The sequence below is a fragment of the Desulfatiglans parachlorophenolica genome (assembly GCF_055394735.1).
This window is the reverse complement of the sequence record NZ_AP042460.1, coordinates 1,714,767-1,739,582: the sequence shown is the minus strand read 5'-3', so window position 1 is coordinate 1,739,582 and position 24,816 is coordinate 1,714,767. Positions and strand designations below refer to the sequence as shown.

Below are 24,816 nucleotides of genomic sequence, written 5' to 3'. Positions count from 1 at the left end.
TATATTCTGGTCTGATCGATTCGCCGGGTCAGCCGCCTGTCGATCGATCGTCTCCGGTCCTCGGTTTCGGGGGCAGGACCGGGATGAACGGCCCCCCCCTCGACGCATACGCCTCCGGCCCCGGGAGGATTCATCGAACGCCGGACGACAGCTGGACCGCAGCCCGGTCCGGTTTCTCTGAACCCGAAAGCCGCTCTTTTGCCGATCCCATGCAAACCTGGTCTGACGAACGGTGCTACTGGCTGGGTCTCTATCTGATACCCGGACTGGGGAACAGGACCTTCAAACGGTTGATCGATGCGTTTGGGGATCCCCGCCGGGTCTTCGGGGCGGGTCTCGGGGACTTGCTCCGCGTGGAGGGGGTTAGAGGCGAGGTCGCGCGGGCCATCGCCCGGCGCGGGTCCGAGGTGGATCCCGAAAGGGAGCTGGAGGCGGCGGAGCGGTGCGGGGCCCGGATCGTGACCTATGCGGACCGGGAATACCCGCCCGAACTGCGCGAGATCCACGCCCCGCCGATGGTGCTTTACGTCAGGGGCCGGGTGCCGCCTCCGAACGGGTCGCCGGTGGCCATCGTCGGCTCTCGCAACGCCAGCCACTATGGGTTGAAGGTGGCCGAGCGGCTCGGCAGGGGCCTCGGCCGGAGCGGCGTTGCGGTCGTGAGCGGCATGGCCCGCGGGGTCGACACGGCGGCCCACTGGGGCTGCCTCGGTGCGGTCGGCTACACCGTGGCGGTGTTGGGCACCGGGGTCGATCAGGTCTATCCGCGGTCGAACAGCCGGCTCATGGCGCGGATCCTCGAGGCCGGCACGGTTCTGAGCGAATTCCCCATGGGGACGCAGCCGGAGCCCCGGAACTTCCCGATCCGCAACCGGCTGATCAGCGGGTTGAGCCGTGGGGTCGTCGTGGTGGAGGCCACCCGGAGAAGCGGTTCCCTCATCACCGCCGCCCAGGCCCTCGAACAGGGGCGGGAGGTGTTTGCGGTGCCGGGGAGCGTCGATTCGATCAAGAGCGCGGGCGCCCATTTCCTGCTCAAGCAGGGGGCAAAGCTCGTCGAGGGGACGGAAGACATCCTGGAGGAGTTGGCACTCCGGCCGCGGAAAAAGATGGGTTGGGTGAAGGCGCCTGAGGCACCTCACATTTCGGACGGTTTGGAGAAGGCGGTCTACGGGGCGCTGGACGTCTATCCGCTCCACATCGACGAGATCGTCCGCAAGACCCGTCTGCCCTCGGGGGAGGTCCTCGGGGCGCTGATGACCCTCGAACTGAAGGGCCACGTGAAGGGTCTGCCTGGCAGGACCTATGTCCGGTCTGATCCCCCCGCTCCCGATGAATGTCCGCCGGAGCGTTAGAGGCGGCCGAGTCCGCTCGGCAGTGATTTTCCCTATGAACAGGTTATACTCGAGCTTATGGCTAAGAATCTTCTGATCGTCGAATCGCCTGCAAAGGCCAAAACCATCCAGAAATACCTCGGTCCCGACTTCGTGATCAAGGCCTCCGTCGGGCACGTGAAGGATCTGCCCGTGAACCGTCTCGGGGTCGATGTCCGGCGGAACTTTACGCCCGAGTATGTGACCATCAAGGGCAAAGAGAAGATCCTGAGGGATCTGAAGCAGGCCGGGAGGAATGTCGAAACGGTCTACCTCGCCCCCGACCCGGACCGGGAGGGGGAGGCGATTGCCTGGCACATCGCCGAGGAGCTGCGAAACGGCGGCCCGGCCATCGTGCGGGTGCTCTTCAACGAGCTGACGGCCGGCGCCATCCGCGAGGCGGTTGCCTCGCCCAGGGAACTCGACCGGCACAAGTTCGAATCGCAGCAGGCGCGCCGCGTCCTGGACCGTCTGGTCGGCTACCAGATCTCCCCGATGCTCTGGACCAAGGTGAAGCGGGGCCTGAGCGCCGGGCGCGTCCAGTCGGTCACCGTCCGGATGATCTGCGACCGGGAGCGCGAGATCTTCGCCTTCGAGCAGCAGGAATACTGGTCTTTGACGGCGCATCTCGATGCGGACCGGCCTCCGCGCTTCAAGGCCCGCCTGGTGGCCTTCGACGGCGAAAAGTGCGATCTGAAGACCGGGGCCGAGACCGACGCGGTCATCGAGGCGGTCCGGGACAAGCCCTTCAAGGTGCGGCGGGTCACGAAGAAAAAGACGAAAAAGAGCCCTCCGCCGCCTTTCACGACGAGTCTCCTGCAGCAGGAAGCCAGCAAAAAACTCGGATTTCCTGCCAAAAAGACCATGTTCATCGCCCAAAACCTCTATGAGGGCGTGGCGGTTGGTTCCGAGGGGCAGGTCGGTCTGATCACCTATATGCGGACCGACTCTTTCCGCCTCTCGAACGAGGCGCTGACGGCGGTCCGGGAGCGGATCGTCGCGGATTTCGGGCAGGCCTTCCTGCCGAAGAAGCCGAACCAGTACCGCAGCCCCAAAGGGGCGCAGGAGGCCCACGAGGCCATCCGCCCGACGGATGTCCACTTGGCGCCGGACCGGGTCAAACCCTATCTGACGAAGGACCAGGCGGCCCTCTACACGCTGATCTGGAAGCGTTTCCTGGCTTGCCAGATGAACCCGGCGGTGCTCGACCAGACCCAGATCGAGGTCGAGGCCGGAAAGGGCCTTTTCCGGGCCTCCGGGGCGGTGATCGCCTTCAAGGGGTTCATGGCGGTCTATGACGAGCCGGCCTCCGAGACAGTGGCGCCCAATAAGGAAGAGGACGCGCTCCTGCCCGAACTGAAGGAGGGGGACCCGCTTTCGCTCGTCAAGCTCGAGCCTGCGCAGCACTTCACACAGCCGCCGCCCCGCTTTACGGAGGCGACCCTGATCAAGGCGCTCGAGGAGAACGGGATCGGCCGCCCGTCGACCTACGCCTCCATCATGGCCAACATCAGCGACCGCGAGTACGTGGTGCTCGAGAAGAAGCGCTTCAGGCCGACCGAACTGGGTTTTCTGGTGACCGACCTCCTGCTGGCGAGTTTTCCCGACATCCTGGATCCGGCCTTCACGGCGCAGATGGAGAACCGCCTCGACATGATCGAGCACGGGGAGGCCCAGTGGACGGAGGTCATCCGGGAATTTTACCGCGTCTTCAAGGAGGAACTCGACCGCGCGCAGTCCAAGCTCAAGGGCGAGGTCCCTACGGGGCTTGCCTGCCCGAAATGCGGGCGGCCGATGGTGGTGAAATCGGGGAAAAACGGTGTTTTTCTGGCCTGCTCGGGCTATCCCGAGTGCCGGGAGACGGCCGATTTCACCCGGGACGAAAAGGGCCGCATCATCGTGTCCGCCGTCCCGGTGGTACCGGAGGACCTCGGCCCCTGCGAGCTTTGCGGGCGCCCGATGGTGCTGAAGACCGGACGCTACGGCCCGTTTCTGGCCTGTTCGGGCTACCCCGAGTGCAAGCACACCGCTCCGCTCGGCTCCGAGGAGGACAAGACGGCCGCCTCCAGACCGTCGGATATTCTCTGCCGGGAGTGCGGGGCGCGGATGCTCGTCAAGACCAACCGCTCCGGGCAGCGGTTCCTTGGCTGCGAGCGCTACCCCGAATGCAAGCACACCGAACCCTACCGGACCGGCGTGAGATGCCCCGAGGAGGGCTGCGGCGGCACCCTGGTGGAGAAGTTCACCAAGAAGGGGAAGCCCTTCTACCCCTGCGACCGCTTCCCGGAGTGCCGCTTCGTGATGTGGGACGAGCCGTACGAAGGGGAATGCCCGGAGTGCGGCACCCGGGTCCTCGGCATCCGGCGCGGCAAAGGCGGCGAAGCGATGCTCGTCTGCCGCAAGCGGGGCTGCAAATTCTCGCGGCCGCTGCAGTCCGGCGAAGACCCTTCCCAGGCGGAAGAACCACCGTCCGCATAGATCACCGTTGCCGAGTGCCTTTGGCAAGCGGACGGCAGGAACCGTCCGCCGGGGCACTGGCTGGTTTGCGCGTTTTGGAAACGCGTGCACAACCCCATGCATCTGCAGAAGTGGGTCCGCTCAGAATCCTATTCGCTGCCCGAACATCCTCCGTCCCCCCACCAAAAAGTATTGACAATGCCAAATGCGTATGTTACTTTCGCGAAAAAATGAATGATAATTCATTCATAATTTTTTTTGTGTCTGGGTAGAACAGCATGAAATATCGGGTTATTCTTGGCAGGGTCGAGCGTTTGGAAACGTTAGCGGATGTCTAAAGGAGGTCGCTTTATGGACAAGAGGATCAGGAAGGCCGGAGTGCTGGGGGCGGGCGTGATGGGCGCCACCATAGCCGCGCAGTTGGCCAACGTCGGTATCGAGACGATCCTTCTCGATATCGTTCCCCCGAAGCTGGGAGACGATGACCGGAAAAAGGGGCTGACGGAACAGAGCAAGGCTTTTCGGAACAAATTCAGCCAGAACGGTGTTGCGACGGCCCTCAAGTCGAAGCCGGCATCCTTTTACATCCCTGAAAACGCCGAGATGATCGCGCTCGGAAACCTCGAAGACGACCTCGGGAAGCTGGCCGATGTCGACTGGATCATCGAGGTGGTGGTCGAACGCCTCGACATCAAACGGGCCGTCTTCGAAAAACTGGAGACGGTCCTGAAGCCCGGGATCCTGATCACCTCCAACACCTCCGGAATCTCCGCCGCGGCCATGTGCGAAGGGCGCTCCGAGACCTTCCGGCAGCATTTCGCCATCACGCATTTTTTCAATCCCCCCCGCTACATGAAGCTCCTCGAGATCGTTCCCGGGCCGGACACCCTGCCGGAGGTGGTCGAGAGGCTCGCCGAGGTCTGCGAGAAGCTGGTGGGAAAAGGCGTGGTCTATGCCAAGGACACCCCGAACTTCATCGCCAACCGGATCGGCGTCTACAGCATGCTTTACGGCATCAGGGCCATGATGGACCTCGGGCTGAGCGTCGAGGCGGTCGACACCCTGACGGGGCCGGTCATCGGACACCCGAAGAGCGCCTCCTTCCGGACCGCCGACCTGGTCGGGCTCGACACCCTCGTCCATGTGGCCGACAACGTCTATGACGGGGCGCCGGACGACGAGAAGCGCGAGATGTTCAAGGCCCCCGAGTTCATCCTGAAGATGATTCAAAAGGGCCTGCTCGGCGAAAAGACCAAGCAGGGCTTCTACAAGAAGGGGAAAGACGGGGAGGGGAAGAAGGTCATCCTTTCGATCGACTACAACACCCTCGAGTACACCCCGCAGCAGAAGGCGAAGTTCGCCTCCCTCGAGGCCGCCAAGAACGCCGGGGGCACCGGGCAGAAAATCAAGACCCTCTACTATGCGGACGACCCGGCCGGCCAGTACACCTTCCGGACCACCACCGAGACCCTGATCTACTCGGCGAATCGCATCCCCGAGATCGCGGATGACATCGTCAACGTCGACAATGCCATGAAGTGGGGCTTCGCCTGGAAGATGGGGCCCTTCGAGGCCTGGGACGTCCTCGGACTCGAGAAGTCCGTCGCCAGAATGAAGGCGGCCGGATATGCCGTTCCCGGCTGGGTCCAGGAGATGCTCGATTCCGGTAAGACGTCCTTCTACAAGAGCGAGAACGGCAAACGCCTTCACTATGACAAGCTCTCGGGCGAATACCGCGAGATCCCGGTCAAACCGGGGATCATCCTGCTGCCTTCGCTCAGGGAGCGGAACAAGGTCGTCGCGGACAACACCGGTGCGACGCTCTACGACATGGGCGACGGGGTGGCCTGCCTCGAGTTCCACACCAAGATGAACGCCATGGGCGACGACATCATCAGCATGGTGGTCAAATCCGCCGACATCGTCTCCGAGCAGTTCGAGGGCCTCGTGATCGGCAACCATGGGGGCGCTTTCTCAGCCGGCGCCAATCTGCCTCTGATCCTCTTCACCGCGCAGGAGGAGGAGTGGGACGACCTCGACTGGATGATCAACACCTTTCAGCAGTCCTTGATGAAGCTCAAATACCTCGACAAGCCCGTCGTCGCTGCTCCGGCCGGTCTGGCGCTGGGCGGCGGCTGCGAGATCTGCCTCGCCTCGGACCGCGTCCGGTTCGCTGCCGAGACCTACATGGGGCTGGTGGAGGTCGGGGTCGGGCTGGTCCCGGCCGGCGGCGGCACCAAGGAGATGCTGATCCGCAACACCGACCACCTTTTCGAGGTGCCCCGGGGCGGGATCTATCCGAAGCAGATCGAGCTGATGCCGTTCGTCGCCCGTGCCTTCGAGACCATCGCGACCGCGAAGGTGGCGACTTCCGGCCCCGAGGCGATCAAGCTCGGGTACCTGAGGCCGACCGACAAGATGACCGTCAACCGGGATTACCTCCTCGAGGACGCCAAGAAGACGGTGCTCGCCATGAACATGGAAGGCTACCGGCCGCCGCGGCCCGGACAGGCGATCCGCGTGGCGGGCGAGAACACCTTCGCCATGATCAAGCTGGCGCTCTGGACGATGCACGAGTCCGGATACATCACCGACCATGATGTGACGGTCTCGACGAAGGTCGGGTATGTCCTGTCCGGCGGCGAGGTCCTGGCCGACACGCTGGTCAGCGAGCAGTATCTGCTGGATCTCGAACGGGAGGCCTTCCTGAGCCTGTGCGGAGACCCCAAGACCCAGGCGCGGATCCAGCACATGTTGACCACCGGCAAGCCGCTCCGGAATTGATCCTTGCAAGGAACCTTTCGGACCATCGTGATGAGGGAGGATGCAATATGATGATGAAAGAAGCTGTGATAGTAGCCGCCTGCAGGACTGCGGTTGGAAAAGCTCCCCGGGGGATCCTGAAGGACACCCGGCCTGAGTATATGGGGTGCGCCGTGCTGGGGGATCTGTTGAAACGGGCCGGCGGCCTCGACCCGAATCTGATCGACGACGTGGTGATCGGCTGCACCTTTCCGGAGGCCACGCAAGGGCTCAACCTCGGGCGCGTGCTGGTCATGTCCATGGGCTGGCCGGACCGCATCCCCGGGATGACCGTCAACCGGTTCTGCTCGTCGGGGCTGCAGGCCATCGCCATCGGCGCGGAGAAGATCATGTGCGGGTTTTCCGATGTGATCGTGGCCGGCGGCGTCGAGAGCATGAGCCAGATCCCGATGGGGGGCAGCATGATGTACCCCAACCCGGCCCTGGTCGAGATGCGGCCGGGGGCCTTCACCGGTATGGGCCTGACGGCCGAGAACGTGGCCGAACGATACGGGATCGGCCGGGATGAACAGGATACGTTCGGCGCCCTCAGCCAGCAGAAGGCCGAGGCGGCCATCGTGGCCGGGCGGTTCAAGAGCCAGATCGTGCCCCTGAAGATCAAGAAGCAGGTGCGCCTGCCCAATGGGCGGTTCGGGTATGAGGAGTTCATCTTCGACACGGACGAAGGCATGCGGCCGGGGACGACCAAGGAAAGCATCGCCAGCCTGAAGCCCGCCTTCAAACCCAACGGAAGCGTTACCGCCGGCAACTCCTCTCAGACATCGGATGCCGCCGCCGTCGTGCTCCTGATGAGCAAGGAGAAGGCCAAAGAGCTGGGCCTGAAGCCCATGGCCACCTTCCGCTGGCACGCCGTCGAAGGCTGTGAACCGGAGTATATGGGCGTGGGTCCGGCCGTCGCCATCCCGAAGGTCCTGAAGCTTGCCGGGATGAGCATCGATCAGATGGACCTGATCGAACTGAACGAGGCTTTCGCCGCCCAGGCCATCTACTGCATCGATACCCTTGGTATCAACAAAGAGATCACGAACGTAAACGGCGGCGCCATCGCCCTTGGGCACCCCCTGGGCTGCACCGGGGCGAAGCTCACGACCCAGCTCGTCTACGAGATGCAGGAGCGCAAGGCGCGCTTCGGCCTGGTCTCCATGTGCATCGGTTTCGGCATGGGCGCTGCGGCCATCTTCGAGGTCGAAGACTACTGAGGAGGCGGCTCGAAGAGGCACCTGATACGGGCGATGACAGATTTCAAGAACCGTTTACAGGCTGATCGATGGAAGCCCGGGAGGGGCTTTTGGCGGCGGCGGGGCGATCACGGTCGAATCAACGACAAGAAAAGGAGTGACTGAAATGGCGGAGAAAAGGGTTTTTGCAGGCGGGGAGTTTCTCGTCACGGATGTGGCGCCGGAGGATGTCTTTACGCCGGAAGACTTCAGTGAAGAACACAAGATGATCTACGAAACGGCCAAGGACTTTGTGACGAAGGAGGTCCACCCCTATATCGACGCGCTCGAGGAGAAGAACCACGACCTGGTCCTGAAACTTCTCAAGCAGGCCGGGGAACTGGGGCTGCTCGGGACAGACGTTCCGGAGTCCTACGGAGGGCTCGGGCTCGACAAGGTCAGCACGACCGTCGTTGGCGAAGTCATGGGGACCGCCGGGTCCTTCTCGGTCGTCTACGGGGCGCACACCGGGATCGGGACGCTGCCGATCGTCTACTTCGGCAGTGAAGCGCAGAAGGAGAAGTACCTTCCGCTCCTCTCTTCCGGGGAGTGGTGCGCCGCCTACTGCCTGACCGAGCCGGGGGCGGGATCCGACGCCCTCAACGCGCGCACCAAGGCCGTTCTCTCCGAAGACGGAAAGTTTTACGTGATGAACGGCGAGAAGATGTTTATCACCAACGCCGGCTGGGCCTCGAGCTTCGTAGTGTACGCCAAGGTGGATGGCGAGAAGTTCACGGGGTTCATCGTCGAGAAGGATTTCCCGGGGTTTTCGACCGGGAAGGAAGAGAAGAAGATGGGCGTGCACGGCTCTTCGACCCGGCCGGTCATCCTGGAGGATGCCCAGGTGCCGGTCGAAAACGTCCTCTACGAGGTCGGCAAGGGCCACAAGATCGCCTTCAACATCCTGAACCTCGGGCGCTGGAAGCTCGGGGCCATGACGGTCGGCGGCTGCAAGGCCTGCGTCACCCAGGCGGTCAAGTACGCCAACGGGCGGGTGCAGTTCAAGGTCCCGATCAGCTCGTTCGGGATGATCAAGAGCAAACTCGCGGAGATGGCGGTCAGGACCTTCATGAGCGAGAGCATGATGTATCGCATGGCGGGCATGTTCGACGACAAGCTGGGGACCCTGGATGCCGAGGCGAAGAAGCTCGGGGCTGAAAACGCCAAGGCGATCGAGGAGTACGCGGCCGAGTGTTCGATCACCAAGGTCTACGGGTCCGAATGCCTGGATTACTGCGTTGACGAGTATGTCCAGATCCTCGGCGGGTACGGGTTCTGCTCCGAGTATCCGGCTGAGCGCTACTATCGGGATTCGCGCATCAACAAGATCTGGGAGGGCACGAACGAGATCAACCGGATGCTGGTGCCCGGAACGATGATGCGCCGGGCCATGCAGGGCCGGCTTGCGCTTCTTCCCGCCGCCCAGGCGATCGCCGGGTTCCTCATGGGCTACTCGCCGCTTTCGGTGCAGCTGCCGGATACGCCGCTGGCCCAGCAGGAGCACATGGTCGGGATGGCCAAGAAGATCGCGCTCATGGTGGCCGGCGTGGCGGCGCAGAAGTTCGGGGCGAACCTCGCGAAGGAGCAGGAGATCCTTGCCAAGATCGCGGATATCGTCATCGAGATCTTCGCCATGGAGAGCGGGCTTCTGCGGGCGCTCAAGATCATCGGCAAAGAGGGCGAGGGCAAGGCCCGCTATCAGATCGAGGCCGTCAAGGTCTATATCGACGAAATGATTCCGAAGATCGAAAGCTGGGCCAAACAGGTCATCGCCTACACGGAGGGCGGCGACATGCTGCGGACCCAGTTGGCCGGGATCAAGAAGCTTGCGCGCTACCAGCCGATCGACGCGGTGAGCCTCAAACGGTCGATCGCCGACCGCATCATCGAGATGGAGGCGTACCCCTTCTAATCCTTTCGGATTTTTTATGTTGGAAATCTCTTAGCGTTTTCTGCTAAAGTGATGTATCAAAAAGAGGGCTTGGGCCCTCTTTTTGATTTTTCCGCCCGTGGCGTGGACGCTGCGGCGGCGGATTCGCTGCAGCGGGCTGCTTTTCAGACCGATTCGAGTTTCGATCAACCAGAAGGAGCCTTTTCCGGGCGAGCCGGAGAAAATTCCGGGTGGTCCCGGCGGTATTCCAAGTGATCCAGAGGAAAATGAATGTCAGAGAGAATTGAAAGATTGCGGAACTTGGGCATCAGCGCCCACATCGATTCGGGCAAGACGACGCTCACGGAGAGGATCCTCTTCTACACCCATCGGATTCATGCCATCCATGAGGTCCGCGGGAAGGACGGCGTGGGGGCCAAAATGGACTCGATGGAGCTCGAACGGGAGCGCGGCATCACCATCGCCTCGGCCGCGACTTACTGCGAGTGGAAGGGCTATCACGTCAACATCATCGACACGCCGGGGCACGTCGATTTCACGATCGAGGTCGAGCGGGCGCTGCGCGTCCTGGACGGTGCGGTCCTGATCCTGTGCGCGGTGGGCGGGGTGCAGTCCCAGTCGCTGACGGTGGACCGGCAGATGAACCGCTACCAGGTCCCGAGGATCGCCTTCATCAACAAGTGCGACCGCTCGGGGGCCAATCCGCTGCGTGTCGTAGACCAACTGCGGACGCGCCTCAATCACAATGCCGTCCTCGTCCAGCTGCCGATCGGCGCCGAAGGGGACTTCTGCGGGGTCGTGGACCTGGTGGCCATGCGGGCGGTATACTTCGAGGGCCCGAAGGGGGAGGAGATCCGGATGGACGCCATCCCTCCGGACCTGGCCGAACAGGCGGCGAAGAAGCGCGAAGAACTCCTGGACGCGGCGTCCATGTTCTCAGATGCCCTGATGGAGGCCATCTTCGAGGACCAGGTCACCGAAGAACTCATCATAGATGCCCTGCGCCGAGGGACGCTCTCCCGGCAACTGACCCCGGTCTTCGTCGGATCGGCCTACAAGAATATCGGTGTGCAGGCCCTGCTGGACGGCGTGAGCCGGTATCTGCCGAGCCCTGCGGATGTTCGGAACGAGGCCCTCGACCTCGATGCCGGGGAGCAGATGGTGCCGCTGCGGTCCGATCCGGAGGCGCCGCTCGTCGCGCTGGCATTCAAACTCGAGGTGACACCGTACGGCCAGTTGACCTATATGCGGATCTATCAGGGGTCGCTCGGGAAGGGGGACGATCTCGTGATCTCGCGCACCCGGAAGAAGATCAAGGTCGGGCGGCTCGTACGGATGCACGCCGACGAGATGGAGGATATCAGCCGGGCCGAGGCCGGCGATATCGTCGCCCTGTTCGGCATCGACTGCTTTTCGGGCGACACCTTCACCGACGGGCGCGTGAACTGCAGCATGTCGTCGATGTTCGTTCCCGAACCCGTCATCTCATTGGCCCTGACGCCGCAGGACAACAAGAGCCAGGTGAACATGTCCAAGGCCCTGAACCGCTTCATGAAGGAGGATCCGACCTTCCGGTCGCACGTCGACCCGGAATCGGGCGAGACGATCATCTCCGGCATGGGGGAGTTGCACCTGGACGTTTACCTCGAGCGGATGAGGCGCGAGTTCAGCGCCGCGGTGACGGCCGGCATGCCGCAGGTCGCCTACCGGGAGGCGGTGACGGAAAGGGTCGCATTCGACTACACCCACAAGAAGCAGACCGGAGGCGCCGGTCAGTACGGCCGTGTCGCCGGCTACCTGGCCCCGTCCGAGGAAGGGGAGTACACCTTCGTCAACGAGGTCAAGGGAGGGGCGATCCCAACCGAATTCATCCCCGCGGTGAACAAGGGGTTCCAGTCTTGCCTCAAGAAGGGGCTGCTGATCGGATTTCCGGTCCTCGGCATGACGGTCGGAGTGAACGACGGGCAGGCGCACAGCGTCGATTCGTCGGAGATGGCCTTCAGCCAGGCGGCGATCGGCGCATTCAAACAGGCCTACATGAAGGCGCGGCCGGTCATTCTCGAACCGGTCATGAAGGTGACCGTGGAATGCCCTTCGGAGTACCAGGGGGGCGTCATGGCTTCTCTGAACCAGCGGCGTGGACTCATCATGGGGTCTACGGAAGACGGGGTTTTTACGGGGGTCGAGGCCGAGGTGCCTCTGGCCGAGATGTTCGGCTACGCGACCGTGCTTCGTTCTTTGACGCAGGGCAAGGGGGAGTTCACCATGGAGTTCTCACGCTACGCGAAACTGCCGGAGGCCCTTGCGGAGGAACTGAAAAAGCGCCTCAGGGAGAAAACAAAGGGGGATAAGGTGGCATGAAAGACAGGATTGCATCGAGTCCTGCGGAGATACTGTCGGCCTCTTCACAAGGGGGCCTCGGCAGGGGAAACCTCGGGGCGGTGGTGGCTCGTGCGGGCGTGGGTAAGACGGCCTGCCTCATTCATATCGGATTGAGGCGTCTCCTCGATGGGGAGCGGGTGGTGCATGTCTCCCTCAAGGAAGGCCCCGACAAGGTCTCCGCCTATTATGGACTGATCCTTGCGGAGCTGGTCCGCGATCTCCCGGCGGACGAACAGAAGCGTCTGCAAACCGTCATGGAGAAAAACCGGATGATTTTGGCCTACCTGAACCAGAGCTTCGATGTGGCGAGGCTGCGGGCCAATCTCGTCAATCTGAGGGATCATCTCGATTTCAGCGCGGATCTGCTCATGGTCGACGGCCTCGATTTCGAGCACGTGAAGCGGGAGGATCTGGAGGCCTTCACGGCCTTTGCCGCGGAGTGGGGGGTGGAGATCTGGTTTTCCGTCCTTTCGCACAGGCACCTGCAGGAGACGAATGCCCGAGGGGTTCCGCAGCCCCTGGATGCGCTGGACGATTATTTTAGCGTCATCCTGCATCTGCGCCCCGAACCGTCCGGCATCTACCTCGGGTTTCTGAAGGATCACGCCGCACCTGCGGTCCCCGAACTCGCGTGGCGCCTCGATCCGAACACCTATCTCGTGCTTTCCTGAAGCAGGAGGCGTATAGCCTGAGGGCGGGTGGGCGCCCCGGAGGCCCTGCCGCCGGAGGATCGAGCAGCGCCTGTCCGGCCCCGGAAAAGAGACCATGAAAACTGTCATCGAACTGGTTGTGGCCCTCGTGATCCTTGTGGGGGTGTACCTGCTCACGCAGCGCATCGTGATCTGGCGGCTGCAGCGGACCTGCAACCGGGTCCTGCGCGACCTCCGGGCCAAGGGGGCTGTCGCCCCTGAATCGGCGGTCCCTCTGCCCTACGCCCGGAAGGACCTGATCCGTATCGGTGTGCGCGACTACCGCCCGAAGGCGGTCGAGATCCTCCTCTACCAAGGCAAGATCGCGATGAACGACGACGGCGCCTACTACCTGAGCCGCAGCATGACCGCCGAGGAGCCGATCGGGTGACTATATCACGCGCGTCAGGGGCCACCTTTTTCCGCCACACATAGAATGGCTGTGTTGCCGTGAAACTGGATGAAATCAGAGTAACCGTTCAAGAAGATGGACTAGAGATTTCGCAGGAAGACTGCTTTTCATTTTCGATGCCTTTTGGCTCTGGAGGCACCCTATCCAGTAAGGATGCCTTTTCGGCTTAGCGATTGCCAGTTTAAAACGTATCGAGCAGTTCCACCGACGGCGATATGTAGTCCGGAGCGTGTGGGGGCTGGGATGGCCCTTTTCTGGAGCATTGGGCTGCCGAAGGCGAACTGGGCATGACATGTCCGGTGGATAGGACAGGTCAACTGCCAAAGCGCCGAAAATTCAGGCACGCTGCTCGTCAGTTCCCGTTTAAGAATAATTTTTCAATACTTCGCCGCCTCACCGCCATACAATTTAATAGTGATTTGGCAGCCTGCGCTCTTTCTGTGGTTCACGAACCTATTCGCTTTCCAGCCTTTTCATCCTGCGAGTAAGAGATATGGCCAACTATTTTGAGGCATTAATAGGAGCCGCTCATTCTGAGACACCTTTTAGGATTGGTAAGAAGGCTGCCGAAGAAGCCTTGCTGCAAGTCAGGAAGCTTCCTCCGCGTTTCGCTATAACATTTATTTCACCTGAACTGGATGTTTTTGAGGTCAATCGAGGCCTGCTCGAGGTATTGAAAGGATTACCGCTCATAGGAACAAGTACAGCAGGTGAAATAAATAACGGATATAAAAAAAACAGTGTTGTCGTTATTCTTTTTTGTTCTCATCACATAGACGTAAAATTGGGAATAGGAGAAGGCGTATCCAGCGATTGTGAAAAGGCTATCACGAATGCACTTGTAAATGCAGGTGTTTATGAGTATTTTACTCCAAAATCTGCTATAAATCAAATGCTGAAAGTACATGCCCCAAGCATGGCCGGAATGTCACCCGTACTTCTGATTGTCTTCTCGCCAGGAGTGACAAAAAAGGGTTATTCCTTTACCCACGATATCCACAGTTACCTCAGGAAAAGATCTTCGAACAGGATTCCCATTTTTGGCGGGAGTTCGGCGGATTACTTCAAATATGCCCGCAGTTATCAGCTTGTAAACGATCATATCTCAAACGATGCCGTGGCAGTTGCGTTTCTCGAAACCGACGTGCTTTTTGGACTCGGTATGTCCCACGGTTTTTCACCGACGACCAAAAGGGCCCTCGTCACAAAGGCCTCCGGGCATCTGGTTCACGAGTTCGATGGCCGTCCAGCATCAGATGTGTATGCGGAAATGCTCGGTATCACTGCGAGTCAGATCAAGGCCAATCTTCCCGCACCGCCCTCCCCCCTAAACGAGTTTCCCTTGGGTTCTATTGACGTCTATGGAAATTCACTTCTCCTTGTTCCGGAGCACATTCTCTCCGACGGATCGATTCAATTCCCCCATCTTATTGGTAATGATCGTGTCATGACGCTTATGAAGGCTGATAGACATGAAATTGTAAAGGCGGGCGTATCCGCCTACGACAAAGCTGTCCGCTACGGCGGCCTCACTCGACCGTCGGTAGTCGTTATGCTTTCATGTGCCCTTAGACTTACGCAACAGGAGGAACAAGAAGAAATCGACCTGGTTCGGAAACGGACAAACGTGCCTGTCTGTGGATTTTATACGTACGGTGAGATGGGTATCTTCGATGATGGCCTTCCGGTCTACAATAACCAGTCAGTATCCATTTTGGTTTTTTCCGATGAACTCAATCCCGTTGCATCGCTCATGCACCATAGTAAAAAGGTCTACCAGGAATTCACATCGCAAGTTGAAAAAAAGATCAGTCAGATCAAATCTATCAGCAGGATCAACCAGATCATTCAAGCTACGGCCAATGAGGTCGATCTCATTTCGGCCATCACGAAAGAACTTCCTGTGCTTTTTCCCTGGGCAAACGGATCCTTTTATGACGGAGGATACAAGACGGCCACTACGGTTGACGAAGTTTCTCGATTTGGGCATGACTTTAAGGATGGGGTAATGCTCGATAGCGATCCGCATTGCATTTCTGTAAATTTGTTTAGCCATGGCAAGCATTTTGGAGTCTTGGTCCTTAAACCCAAGAATGGAGAAGAAGCGCCCGAGGAAGAAGAGCGGGTCTTAGCTGAAATTGTAGGAAATCTGGTTGCCAGCGGGCTTTACAGGATTAGACTGGACCGAAGCCTTTCCCTGAAAATGAAACAGGTCGAGATTCTCAATCAGCTGGGATCAGAATTTGCGAAGCGTATCAATCCTAATGTCCAATCCCAGAATATCGTCAGACATGTGTGCCGCATATTAGGGGCGACATTTGCAACACTTTGGTTGGTAGACTTGGCTCACCATTTCTGGGTCAAGGAAGCGCTCGATGCGGCTCCTGATTTTCATCCTGGACTCATTGAGACGGAGAACGATGAAAAGGTGGTAAAATGGCAAGTTGAGCATTGTAAATCTTTTTTCTTTTCCCGAAAATCCTATGTTCCTTGTCCTATCGATTTGAACGAGCCTTTCTCTTTCAATTTTGTTACAGTCCCTGTCATTTACAGGGATGAAATTCGCGGTGTGCTGAATCTGTACTTCAATGTCGATGAACCATTTCTATTTTTTCCGGAAAGCCCCTCAAATGGGCCTGGGTTTCTTGCGAGCATTTGCTCCCAGGTGGCTATGTTTATCGAAAACAGGGCGCTAAACAAACATTCTCTTTTTTACCAGGAAGTCAATCATCGAGTGAAAAACAATCTTCAGAACATCGCTGCTCTTCTCAGGATGCAAATGCGGAGGCTCGACCGGATTACCCCGGAGCAAGCACTTTCCGACAGCATCTCCCGAATTATGAGTATCGCCTTAGTGCACGAAACACTTTCCGAAGGCCAAATGGGGCTTGTAGATTTGGGGAAACTGGTTGGTAATATCAGCAGGGCGGCCGAGACAGGAGGGATGGGAAGACCTTGGATTACGCTCGACGCGTCCGAACATCCGATCTTGATTCCTTCGCGTGAAGCCACTTCGGTCTCACTGATTGTCAACGAAGTGGTGCAGAATGCAATTCAGCATGGGTTCAAGGGAATAGAGAATGGCCGGATTTCGATCAGAATCAGACAGTTTCAGGGCTGGGTGAAGATCACTGTCCAGGACAGTGGCCCTGGATTCCCATCAGGATTCGATTTCGAAAAGGATGTCAACCTCGGCTTGATAATAGTTCGAACTCTCGCGACAGAGGAGCTGAAAGGCTCCTTTCATATCCGTTCTGAAGGGAATGCGGCAGTAGAGTTAAATTTTCCTTTACCATACGGGTATCATCATAAGAGCTAGGAGGTCCCTTTGACTTTGCGTATTCTCATCGCAGACGACGAACCTTTGCTTCGTTGCGACCTCAAAGAAGTTCTTACAGGTTTAGGCTATTGTGTCGTAGGGGAAGCCAGAAACGGGTTGGAAGCCCTGCGCCTGGTTCACCTGAAACAGCCGGATGTCGTAATTTTAGACATCAAGATGCCTGAAATGGATGGCCTCCAGGCGGCACGAGAAATTTCGGAAGATTATCCCGTGGTGATCTTAACCGCATTTTCCGAGCGTCATCTGATTCAAAAAGCAAAAGACGCGGGGGTAATGGCGTATATCACTAAACCATTCCGCGTCGGTGACGTCTCGTCTGCCGTTGAACTAGCGGTTAGCCTATTTACCGAAAAATCGGTTTTGGCGGATCGCGTAGCTGCACTAAAGGAACAGTTGGAAAACAGAAAGGTTGTGGAACGGGCCAAGGGTCTGCTCATGCAAAAGGAAAAGCTCAGTGAGAATTCGGCCTATCGCCGTATGCAGGAAATAAGCATGAAACGGAATAAGCCCCTTAAAGATGTTGCCCAAGCCATCATCCTCATGTACGAATAGACGTCATATATTTATCCATAGGTGATGTTGAAAACACTTTCCGAACATCTTCTTGTGCGGCGACCACTAAGTCGCTTCCGCATAAACTATTGATTGTATTGATTATGTCAAACTGGGATCCACCGCGAAGCGATGAAGTTGCGCACGCCAAACGTGTGAAGAAAAAATCCCCATTTAGGGATCAAACCGCGAAGGGGTTTCATTATGATGGGTGTATATCAAAGAGAGAGGCACCTCATGACGGAGGTCTAATTTTTTTTCTTGACAAGAGCTTATTTTCTTTGCAATCGTAAAAGCAATTTGTGGAGCGGAACCTGACGACGGGTTCCGGAGGTGATGGCGCCTCTTCTATCCCTTGTGTGGATGGAAGGGGTTTTTTTTTGCGGTTTGGCTTCCTTGTTCGGACCAGGGTTCGGATAAGGTTGAATGCGCGTGAAATCCGGTTCCTAAGCTATCGATAAAGAACATAAAAAGGAGGATTCAAGTGGAAAAGGAGTTCAGAATGTATATCGCCGGAGAGTGGGTCAATTCACTTGACGGAGAGTTTTACGAGGATCTCAACCCTTTTACTGGGGAAGTCTTTGGGCGGGTAGTATCCGGAAAACGGGCTGATGCTCGACGTGCCGTGGAAGCCGCATCCCATGCACTTCCGCAATGGTCCGGTATGCTCCCGGGTGAACGTCAGGCGCTTTTCTTGAAGGCGGCGGAAATCCTTGAAAAAAAACAAAACGAGATTGTTTCTGTTTTGGCCGATGAGACAGGATGCACCTTCGGCTTCGCCATGTTTCAGACAATGTTTACACCTGGCCTTTTGCGCGAAGCCGCCGCACAGGTGCATCAGGTCTCGGGGGAAATTATCCCCGCCGACCTGCCTGGGGCCTTTCATATGGCTATTCGACAGCCTGTAGGGGTCGTCGCAGGGATTGCGCCGTGGAACGCACCTTTGATTCTTTCGCTCCGTTCCATATGTCTGCCTATTGCTTACGGAAATACTGCGGTTTTAAAGCCCTCTACGGAATCGGCTGTAGCGGGCGGCATTGTGATCGCAGAGGTTTTTCACGAAGCCGGGTTTCCCAAGGGAGTCTTGAATCTCGTTACAAACGGGCCGGGAAGGAGTTCCGAGATTGGGGATGAATTTATTGAGAACCCTGCAGTGCGCCGCATCAATCTGACAGGCTCGACTGCCGTCGGCCGTAATTTGGCCGAAAAAGCAGGCAGGCATCTTAAGCGCGTAGCTTTGGAATTGGGGGGCCAAAACCCTTTGATTATCCTTGCTGATGCCGATATAGACAACGCGGTCAATGCTGCAGCTTTCGGCGGTTTTTTGCACCAAGGACAAATTTGTATGTCTACTCGGAGAATCGTTGTAGCAGAAGCGGTCTCGAAGGAATTCACTGAAAAATTCGTGCAAAAGGTTTCTACTTTCAAGGTTGGAGACCCGAAAGAACCCGATACTCTCATTGGTCCTCTCATCAACCGGATTCAACTCGAAGAGGTCAAAAAAAGCGTTGAAGCAGCCGTTCGCGAAGGAGCCAAAATCCTCTGCGGTGGAAAATCCGAAGGACTCTGCTACTATCCGACGGTCCTCGCCAACGTCAAACGCGGCTCATCTTTTGCGAGTGAAGAAACCTTCGGCCCAGTGGTCTCGATTTTCGAGGTAAAGGATGAGGAGGAAGCTGTGGCTGTTGCCAACGATACACGCTACGGCCTTTCGGCAGCAGTTTTCACTCGGGATCTTCAGAAAGGCCTGTCCATGGCTGAACGTATCGAATCAGGCATCGTTCATATCAATGATCAAACCGTTCACGACGAACCGCAGGTGCCCTTTGGCGGCGTGAAGGACAGCGGCTGGGGCCGCTTTGGTGGAAAGGCCGCGCTGGAGGAATTCACCGAACTGCGCTGGATCAGCATGCAGCGCACGCCAAGGCAATATCCTTTTTGAAACTATACAGACTGGACCTAAAAAAGGCAGAAGCTGTTAAGTATCGGCAAATGACGATCCTATTGCCAAAACAAATCTGTCTTGTTTAGTAAATAAAGAAGAAAATTAATTTGATAAAAAAAATCCAAAGCTGGCTTAGCGGCAAATCATATTGATTTAGTCTGAATGTTTAGCATTAAAATGTTCTATGTCTATGGTCTCATTGAAACGCTCCAACAAAATTTTTTATTGAAATGAATATTTATCTTAAAGATAACAAAATTGATAATTTTGATTGATTATATCTAAATCAATATAGATATCTGAAAATATAATTATTGGCATTAAATTTGTAAATTTAAAAGGATTGAAGATAAAATCATCAGTTTCAGTAGAAGTAATTTGCGAAAGGTAATTGAGTCAATGGGCAGTAAATACTGGAATCCAACGCTCGAAACTCTTTCAAGGGAAAAACTCAGGGCGCTTCAATTGAAAAAGTTCAGGCGGATCTTCGATTGGACGTACGAGCATTCCCGGTTTCATCGCGCGCTCTATGACCAAGCGGGCGTTCGCTCTGGTGATATCCGATCCTTCGAAGATATCCGCGCAGTGCCAAAGGTGGAAAAATCCATGATGCGCGACATCCAGAGGAAAGATCCGTTTCCCTATGGGGACGCCCTTTGTGTACCGCTGGAGGAGGTGACCGAGTTCCGCCAGACGAGCGGCACGACCGGTCAGCCGGTTTATCAGCCGGATACCTGGCAGGATTGGGAGTGGGGGGCCGAGTGCTGGGCTTGCATCCTCTGGGCCCAGGGGTACCGCCCGTCGGATCGGGTCTTCCTGCCTTTCGGGTACAATATTTTCGTTGCGTTCTGGACGGCGCATTACGCCGCCGAAAAGGTCGGCTGCGAGGTCGTTCCGGGTGGCATCCTCGATACAAAGGCACGCATCCTCAAGATCCAAGAACTGCGGGCCACCGCGATGATGGCCACGCCCACCTATGTCCTCGGCATGGCGGAGACCGCCCGCAAGATGGGGATCGACCCCGCTGCGCTGACGATCCGCAGAATCACCTGCGCCGGAGAACCCGGTGCCGGGATTCCTCCCACCAAAAAACGCATGCAGGATGCCTGGGGAGCCAAGGTCTTCGATCACGCCGGTGCTACGGAGATCGGTGCCTGGTCCTTCGAGTGCGCAGAGCAACCCTTCGGGATGCATGTGAATGAAGGGATGTTCCTGGTGGAAATCGAAGACATCGAGACGGGGGAGATCATCGAGGAACCCGGCCGGAGAGGCAAAATGGTCATCACCGCCTTCGATCGACAGGCCCAGCCCTGCGTCCGCTTCGATTCCAAAGATGTCATCGAATGGGATTCGGAGCCGTGCCGCTGCGGCCGGACCTTCCGCCTCATCAAGGGCGGGGTCCTCGGCCGCGCCGATGACATCACCAAGGTCAAAGGCGTGCTGCTCGCCCCCTCCGCCATCGAGGAAGTGGTGCGGAGTATCGAAGGGCTCGGCGACGAATACGAGGTCCTCGTCGACAAGGTCGGAGATTCGGACCGGATCACCCTCAATGTGGAGTTGCTGCCGGAGGCGCACGGAAACCGGAAGGCCGTCGAGGCAGCTCTGGTCGATCAGTTGCGCCTGAAGACCAACCTGCGCTACGACCTCCAATTCAACGATTACGGTCAGTTGCCCCGTTATGAGGTTAAGGCCAAACGGTTCAAGGACCTGCGAAAGGATCATTGACACGGAAGGAGAAGGTCGGCAATGGTGGATGAAGCGCAATTCAGGGAAATGGCCGAGACGATCGCCGGTATGCGGAGATCAGTTGAAGGTCTCCATACGATGGCGGATAGCTTTCCGGCCGTCAAACGCAACACCGCCCGCATGCTGGCATCGTTGAAGATGCTGGAAATCAATGTGTGGGATTTGAACGATCTCTCGGAAGAGGAATGAGGGAGCGCGAACCAAATGGCCCTTAATCTCCAAGTCCGATCCTGTTTGCGGTTCGAATTCAAGGGCGTTATTGATTGTTCGAAGCTGGTACTGCCAAATTGTGAATGATTATTCTAGACTAGTGTCCATCCGGAAATGATTTCCCGGTACAACCCAGTTTCCAATCCGGAAATGAGGATTTTTGGCCAATATCAAGGAAATCAAGCGTTTGCGCGGAGGCGACCTGTAGGTCGCCGCACAAGCAAACGTGCAGATTGACGCCGAGATTGGCCAAAAAGACCATTTCCGGATGGAAACTAGACTATATTATTTATGGCTTGGGTGTACAAAGGTAGTGGGGCTTTTCTGTAGCCTGTTTGGGACAAAAATCAAACGAAGGAGGAGAAAATGGCTAAAGAAATTATTTTGTATAACCTGAAAGACAGTGTTACCGACGAGGAATACAAACAATACTGCAAGGAAAAGAAGGGACCTTTCCTGAATGGACTGCCATCTTGTAAGAAATTTACGCTTGTAAAAATAACTGCCTCTAAAAAGGGCGAGATTCCCTATAAGTATGTGGGAATTGTAGACGCTATCAGTCAGGAAGCCTGGATGAAGGATATCCAATCAGAGGCATTCCAACAGTTTCTGGGGGAATGGATGCAGAAGGTGGCGGATTTCCATATTCTTATGGGAGAGGAGGTTTTTGGCGAATAAAAGCAAGATTAGATGGTCAGGAATGAGCGTCCAATGAGGGATATTTGAGGTAATGGGGCCTCTTTTCTCCGGTGGGGAAAAGGGGCTTTTTACATGCTGCGGAGGTTGATATGCTTCGGAAGGATACATTTACGGAAGAGCAAAATGCTATTCGGGATATGCTGCGAAAATTCGTGGATAAAGAAATCATGCCCGTCCGCCTGGAATTAGAAAGCGATCCTAAACTCGTTGAATCCATTCATCAAAAGCTCGTGGATCTTGGTATTCAAAGGGCTGGATATCCTTCTGAATATGGCGGAACCGGGCCTGGATCACCCACCACCCTGGGAATTGTCTGTGAAGAGCTGGCGCGCGGGGATGCAGGCATCAGCCTCAGCTGTGGCATCAACGCCGGATTTGTGCTTCAGGCTGCGATGGTGGCCCAAAACAAAGCCATTCTCGATAAATTCATCCCTCCCTTTTGTGGTGACAAAATCAATTATGCTTGTTTGTCCATGACGGACTCCACCGGCGGTGCAGACACGGAAAACCCGTTGTTGCAGGGTAGAGGCATCAAGACTAGGGCGATACTCGATGGTGACGAATGGGTCATCAATGGCAGCAAATCATGGCCTACCCATGCTGGGATCGCCAGCGTTTATTTAACCGTCTGCAGTACGGGTTATGAGCAAGGTGAAGAGGGAGTCGCACTGATTTTTGTGCCTGGAAACAGTCCGGGGCTTAGTTTCGGCCAACCGGAAAAAAAATTGGGATTCAGAACATCTGTCAATGCAAGTATTTTCTATGACAATGTGCGTGTCCCTAAAGAATACAGGCTGGCGGGTCCGGGGGCGGATGCACAGTTTTACTATGCTACCATGGCCGGTACCCAATGGCATTCATCCGTGATATCTTTGGGAATTATGCGGTCCGTTTTCGAGATCATTTTGGACTATACCAAGGGGCGGGAAAGCGGCGGAAAACCGGTCAGAGAGTGGAGTCTTGTTGCTGGCATTTTAGCAGATATGGCTATTAGGCTGGAAATGACTCGTGGCGCTGTTTTCAGTTATGCCTATATGATGGAGCATCCAGAGATTTATGGGCCGCCCTTTACCAAAGATATGGTGGCAAAAGCCAGCATTGTCCGCTCCTATGCTTCTGACAGCTGCGTATGGGTGGCAAACAAGGCTGTTGAGCTTATGGGCTCAAACGGTCTTTCTCCAGAGTATCATCTTGAAAAATATTTAAGAGATTCAAAAATCACTCAAATCTGGCTTGGCGGTCAACAGATATGCAAATACCGCATAGCAAATGGCTATTATGATTATTACGTTCGCTGATAAGCGGTGGGCGTAAGATAAACAAATCGGAGTCGAAAATGAGTAGGAAAAATTTGTTGGACGGAAAAAAGCTCCTCATTGTGGATGATGAGAGGGATGTTCTTGATAGCCTTGAAGAATTGTTAAGTGTGTGTCAGCTGACACGGGCGGAATCTTTCATTGAAGCCAAAATAAAATTGGAAAACCAGCATTTCGATATGGCGGTACTGGATATCATGGGAGTGGATGGTTTCTCTCTCCTTGACATAGCGCATAAAAATGGAATATTGTCCGTTATGCTAACTGCACATGCGTTGACTCCTGAAAACACTATCAGGAGTTATAAAATGGGAGCTGCCTATTTTATCCCCAAAGAAAAGATAACAGACATCTCATTGTATCTCAACGACGTTTTGGTTGCAGTTCAAGAGAAGCAAAATTATTGGAATACATGGATGGAACACGTGGGGCAGTATTACGATCACCGATTCGGTCCCGGTTGGAGAGCTGGACAGCCCAATTTTTGGAAGGCACTCGCTAAGAAAGACTGGAAGATGGCTTCTGAAATTGAAATTTAAAGCAAAAGACTGATGTGGACCTTAAACACTGGGCCATTGTCTCGGAGATTAAGGTGTAAGAATTCCAATTTCAATCCCGTTGAGCGTTAGTCGGGGCTTGGGCTCGTTTCGCGGAGCCTTGCGGAACTTAGGCGAGGCGAGGCCAAGCCTACCGCCGTTTTTCGAAGACAGGGCTTCCCATGATGTCGGGCCCAGTTAGTTTCCATCCGGAAATGGTCTTTTTTGCCAATCTCGGCGTCAATCTGCACGTTCGCTTGTGCGGCGACCTATAGGTCGCCGCACAAGCGAACGCTTGATTTCCTTGATATTGGCCAAAAATCCTCATTTCCGGATTGGAAACTGGGTTTTATAAGAAAATCATTTCCGGATGGACACCAGTTAGGAGCAGAACCCGGTAAAGAAGATGGAAACGGGCAGGATACCTGCCGAGGTGATGTCGCCCGCCTCGTTGTTTTCGGAGCGGTGCGGTCGACGCATTTTAGAACGGTCAGGAAGTGCGTCTGTGAAAGGGGAAAAACGATCCTTTGGCAAGGGGGCTGTCGCCCCTGAATCGGCGGTCTCTCTGCCCTATGCCCGGAAGGACCTGATCCGTATCGGTGTGCGCGACTACCGCCCGAAGGCGGTCGAGATCCTCCTCTACCAAGGCAAGATCGCGATGAACGACGACGGCGCCTACTACCTGATCCGCAGCTCCGCCGTGTAGGAGCGGATTTCTCCGCTCTTTGGAAAAAAGCTGTTAGCATGGCCTCTCAGGAAGAATCTTTTGCGCTTCTACCCTGAATGAAGCTTTTTTGAGAGGGACGCCCTTTGTGTGAAGCGATATAAGCTCGGTAAGCAAAAAGGATCGCAGAATATCTCTGCCGGTCCTCATCTCGGGTGGGCGAGATTTTCCCTGAAGTCGCTAAAGGCCAGAAAGTAGGTCAGGGGACGCAGTGGAGAAGGACGAAATCCAGCATGCTCATAGAAACAGGCAGCTTTTTCATGCAAGGCATGGACTGGCAGTGCTCGAATGCCCATGATTTCAGACGTCTGGAGCGTGCGAAACACGGCGTCCCGCAGGAGATCGAGACCCAGTCCTTTGCCTTGCCAATCCTTGTCGACAGCAAGGCGACCCAATACTACCACGGGGATGGGGTCAGGCATATTGCGGCGTAGTTTGGAAGGAGCCTCGTGCGCGGCAACTGCGCCGGCAGTTGCTTTCTTCATGATCTATTCCAACCGCTCGAAGGAA

Annotated in this window: 19 protein-coding genes; 17 read left to right on the top strand and 2 right to left on the bottom strand. The window is 56.4% G+C overall.

Going from position 1 to position 24,816, the window contains the following annotated elements:
- Positions 1 to 83 precede the first annotated feature (83 nt).
- The 13 genes from dprA to ACZ500_RS08165 all read left to right on the top strand — a co-directional run bounded on the left by dprA (position 84) and on the right by ACZ500_RS08165 (position 21,010).
- Positions 84 to 1,349 carry a DNA-processing protein DprA gene (dprA, locus tag ACZ500_RS08225; protein WP_464232022.1) on the top strand — a complete coding sequence of 422 codons (1,266 nt, stop codon included), beginning with the start codon at positions 84 to 86 and terminating at the stop codon, positions 1,347 to 1,349.
- A 57-nt stretch (positions 1,350 to 1,406) separates the two neighbouring features.
- A complete protein-coding gene (topA, locus tag ACZ500_RS08220; protein ID WP_464232021.1) occupies positions 1,407 to 3,845 on the top strand; it encodes a type I DNA topoisomerase in 2,439 nt (812 codons plus the stop codon).
- Positions 3,846 to 4,175: 330 nt separating this feature from the next.
- Positions 4,176 to 6,608 (top strand): 3-hydroxyacyl-CoA dehydrogenase/enoyl-CoA hydratase family protein, encoded by a 2,433-nt coding sequence (locus ACZ500_RS08215; protein WP_464232020.1) that lies wholly within the window; start codon positions 4,176 to 4,178, stop codon positions 6,606 to 6,608.
- 53 nt (positions 6,609 to 6,661) lie between these two features.
- Positions 6,662 to 7,846 (top strand): thiolase family protein, encoded by a 1,185-nt coding sequence (locus ACZ500_RS08210; protein ID WP_464233022.1) that lies wholly within the window; start codon positions 6,662 to 6,664, stop codon positions 7,844 to 7,846.
- A gap of 145 nt (positions 7,847 to 7,991) precedes the next feature.
- Positions 7,992 to 9,776, top strand: a complete 1,785-nt coding sequence (locus ACZ500_RS08205) for an acyl-CoA dehydrogenase family protein (RefSeq protein WP_464232019.1) — start codon at positions 7,992 to 7,994, stop codon at positions 9,774 to 9,776.
- Between the two features lie 249 nt (positions 9,777 to 10,025).
- A complete protein-coding gene (fusA, locus tag ACZ500_RS08200; RefSeq protein WP_464232018.1) occupies positions 10,026 to 12,116 on the top strand; it encodes an elongation factor G in 2,091 nt (696 codons plus the stop codon).
- The gene (locus ACZ500_RS08195; protein ID WP_464232017.1) at positions 12,113 to 12,808 is read left to right on the top strand and encodes a hypothetical protein; all 696 of its coding nucleotides are present in this window, start codon (positions 12,113 to 12,115) and stop codon (positions 12,806 to 12,808) included. The genes fusA and ACZ500_RS08195 overlap by 4 nt, the downstream gene beginning before the upstream one ends.
- 94 nt (positions 12,809 to 12,902) lie before the next feature.
- Positions 12,903 to 13,217, top strand: a complete 315-nt coding sequence (locus tag ACZ500_RS08190; RefSeq protein ID WP_464232016.1) for a hypothetical protein — start codon at positions 12,903 to 12,905, stop codon at positions 13,215 to 13,217.
- Between the two features lie 514 nt (positions 13,218 to 13,731).
- Positions 13,732 to 16,557 carry an FIST N-terminal domain-containing protein gene (locus ACZ500_RS08185; RefSeq protein WP_464232015.1) on the top strand — a complete coding sequence of 942 codons (2,826 nt, stop codon included), beginning with the start codon at positions 13,732 to 13,734 and terminating at the stop codon, positions 16,555 to 16,557.
- 9 nt (positions 16,558 to 16,566) lie between these two features.
- Entirely contained in the window at positions 16,567 to 17,130 is a 564-nt protein-coding gene (locus ACZ500_RS08180) for an ANTAR domain-containing response regulator (RefSeq protein ID WP_464232014.1), read from the top strand.
- A gap of 484 nt (positions 17,131 to 17,614) precedes the next feature.
- Positions 17,615 to 19,072, top strand: coding sequence for an aldehyde dehydrogenase family protein (locus ACZ500_RS08175; protein ID WP_464232013.1), 1,458 nt, complete (start codon positions 17,615 to 17,617; stop codon positions 19,070 to 19,072).
- Positions 19,073 to 19,474: 402 nt separating this feature from the next.
- Entirely contained in the window at positions 19,475 to 20,800 is a 1,326-nt protein-coding gene (locus ACZ500_RS08170) for a phenylacetate--CoA ligase family protein (RefSeq protein ID WP_464232012.1), read from the top strand.
- A gap of 48 nt (positions 20,801 to 20,848) precedes the next feature.
- Positions 20,849 to 21,010 carry a hypothetical protein gene (locus tag ACZ500_RS08165; protein ID WP_464232011.1) on the top strand — a complete coding sequence of 54 codons (162 nt, stop codon included), beginning with the start codon at positions 20,849 to 20,851 and terminating at the stop codon, positions 21,008 to 21,010.
- 118 nt (positions 21,011 to 21,128) lie between these two features.
- Here the strand turns inward: ACZ500_RS08165 and ACZ500_RS08160 are convergent, their stop codons facing one another.
- Positions 21,129 to 21,293, bottom strand: coding sequence for a hypothetical protein (locus ACZ500_RS08160; protein WP_464232010.1), 165 nt, complete (start codon positions 21,291 to 21,293; stop codon positions 21,129 to 21,131).
- 104 nt (positions 21,294 to 21,397) lie between these two features.
- Here ACZ500_RS08160 and ACZ500_RS08155 point away from each other — a divergent pair, with 104 nt between their 5' ends.
- From ACZ500_RS08155 to ACZ500_RS08140, 4 genes are all read left to right on the top strand, one after another.
- On the top strand, positions 21,398 to 21,709 hold the full coding sequence (locus ACZ500_RS08155) for a hypothetical protein (protein ID WP_464232009.1): 312 nt from the start codon (positions 21,398 to 21,400) through the stop codon (positions 21,707 to 21,709).
- Between the two features lie 110 nt (positions 21,710 to 21,819).
- Complete coding sequence (locus ACZ500_RS08150; RefSeq protein ID WP_464232008.1) at positions 21,820 to 23,028, top strand: acyl-CoA dehydrogenase family protein; 1,209 nt, start codon at positions 21,820 to 21,822, stop codon at positions 23,026 to 23,028.
- A gap of 38 nt (positions 23,029 to 23,066) precedes the next feature.
- Positions 23,067 to 23,585, top strand: a complete 519-nt coding sequence (locus ACZ500_RS08145; RefSeq protein ID WP_464232007.1) for a response regulator — start codon at positions 23,067 to 23,069, stop codon at positions 23,583 to 23,585.
- A 502-nt stretch (positions 23,586 to 24,087) separates the two neighbouring features.
- The gene (locus ACZ500_RS08140; protein ID WP_464232006.1) at positions 24,088 to 24,288 is read left to right on the top strand and encodes a hypothetical protein; all 201 of its coding nucleotides are present in this window, start codon (positions 24,088 to 24,090) and stop codon (positions 24,286 to 24,288) included.
- A gap of 164 nt (positions 24,289 to 24,452) precedes the next feature.
- Here ACZ500_RS08140 and ACZ500_RS08135 read toward each other — a convergent pair whose 3' ends face one another.
- Positions 24,453 to 24,728: a GNAT family N-acetyltransferase gene (locus ACZ500_RS08135; protein ID WP_464233021.1), complete on the bottom strand. Its 276-nt coding sequence runs from the start codon at positions 24,726 to 24,728 to the stop codon at positions 24,453 to 24,455.
- Positions 24,729 to 24,816 lie beyond the last annotated feature (88 nt).

Bases quoted from the DNA above. Each gene is read 5' to 3' on its own strand.
- dprA (WP_464232022.1), top strand. From the start codon at position 84: ATGAACGGCCCCCCCCTCGACGCATACGCCTCCGGCCCCGGGAGGATT.
- topA (WP_464232021.1), top strand. From the start codon at position 1,407: ATGGCTAAGAATCTTCTGATCGTCGAATCGCCTGCAAAGGCCAAAACC.
- ACZ500_RS08215 (WP_464232020.1), top strand. From the start codon at position 4,176: ATGGACAAGAGGATCAGGAAGGCCGGAGTGCTGGGGGCGGGCGTGATG.
- ACZ500_RS08210 (WP_464233022.1), top strand. From the start codon at position 6,662: ATGAAAGAAGCTGTGATAGTAGCCGCCTGCAGGACTGCGGTTGGAAAA.
- ACZ500_RS08205 (WP_464232019.1), top strand. From the start codon at position 7,992: ATGGCGGAGAAAAGGGTTTTTGCAGGCGGGGAGTTTCTCGTCACGGAT.
- fusA (WP_464232018.1), top strand. From the start codon at position 10,026: ATGTCAGAGAGAATTGAAAGATTGCGGAACTTGGGCATCAGCGCCCAC.
- ACZ500_RS08195 (WP_464232017.1), top strand. From the start codon at position 12,113: ATGAAAGACAGGATTGCATCGAGTCCTGCGGAGATACTGTCGGCCTCT.
- ACZ500_RS08190 (WP_464232016.1), top strand. From the start codon at position 12,903: ATGAAAACTGTCATCGAACTGGTTGTGGCCCTCGTGATCCTTGTGGGG.
- ACZ500_RS08185 (WP_464232015.1), top strand. From the start codon at position 13,732: ATGGCCAACTATTTTGAGGCATTAATAGGAGCCGCTCATTCTGAGACA.
- ACZ500_RS08170 (WP_464232012.1), top strand. From the start codon at position 19,475: ATGGGCAGTAAATACTGGAATCCAACGCTCGAAACTCTTTCAAGGGAA.
- ACZ500_RS08165 (WP_464232011.1), top strand. From the start codon at position 20,849: ATGGCCGAGACGATCGCCGGTATGCGGAGATCAGTTGAAGGTCTCCAT.
- ACZ500_RS08160 (WP_464232010.1), bottom strand. From the start codon at position 21,293: ATGGTCTTTTTGGCCAATCTCGGCGTCAATCTGCACGTTTGCTTGTGC.
- ACZ500_RS08155 (WP_464232009.1), top strand. From the start codon at position 21,398: ATGGCTAAAGAAATTATTTTGTATAACCTGAAAGACAGTGTTACCGAC.
- ACZ500_RS08150 (WP_464232008.1), top strand. From the start codon at position 21,820: ATGCTTCGGAAGGATACATTTACGGAAGAGCAAAATGCTATTCGGGAT.
- ACZ500_RS08145 (WP_464232007.1), top strand. From the start codon at position 23,067: ATGAGTAGGAAAAATTTGTTGGACGGAAAAAAGCTCCTCATTGTGGAT.
- ACZ500_RS08135 (WP_464233021.1), bottom strand. From the start codon at position 24,728: ATGCCTGACCCCATCCCCGTGGTAGTATTGGGTCGCCTTGCTGTCGAC.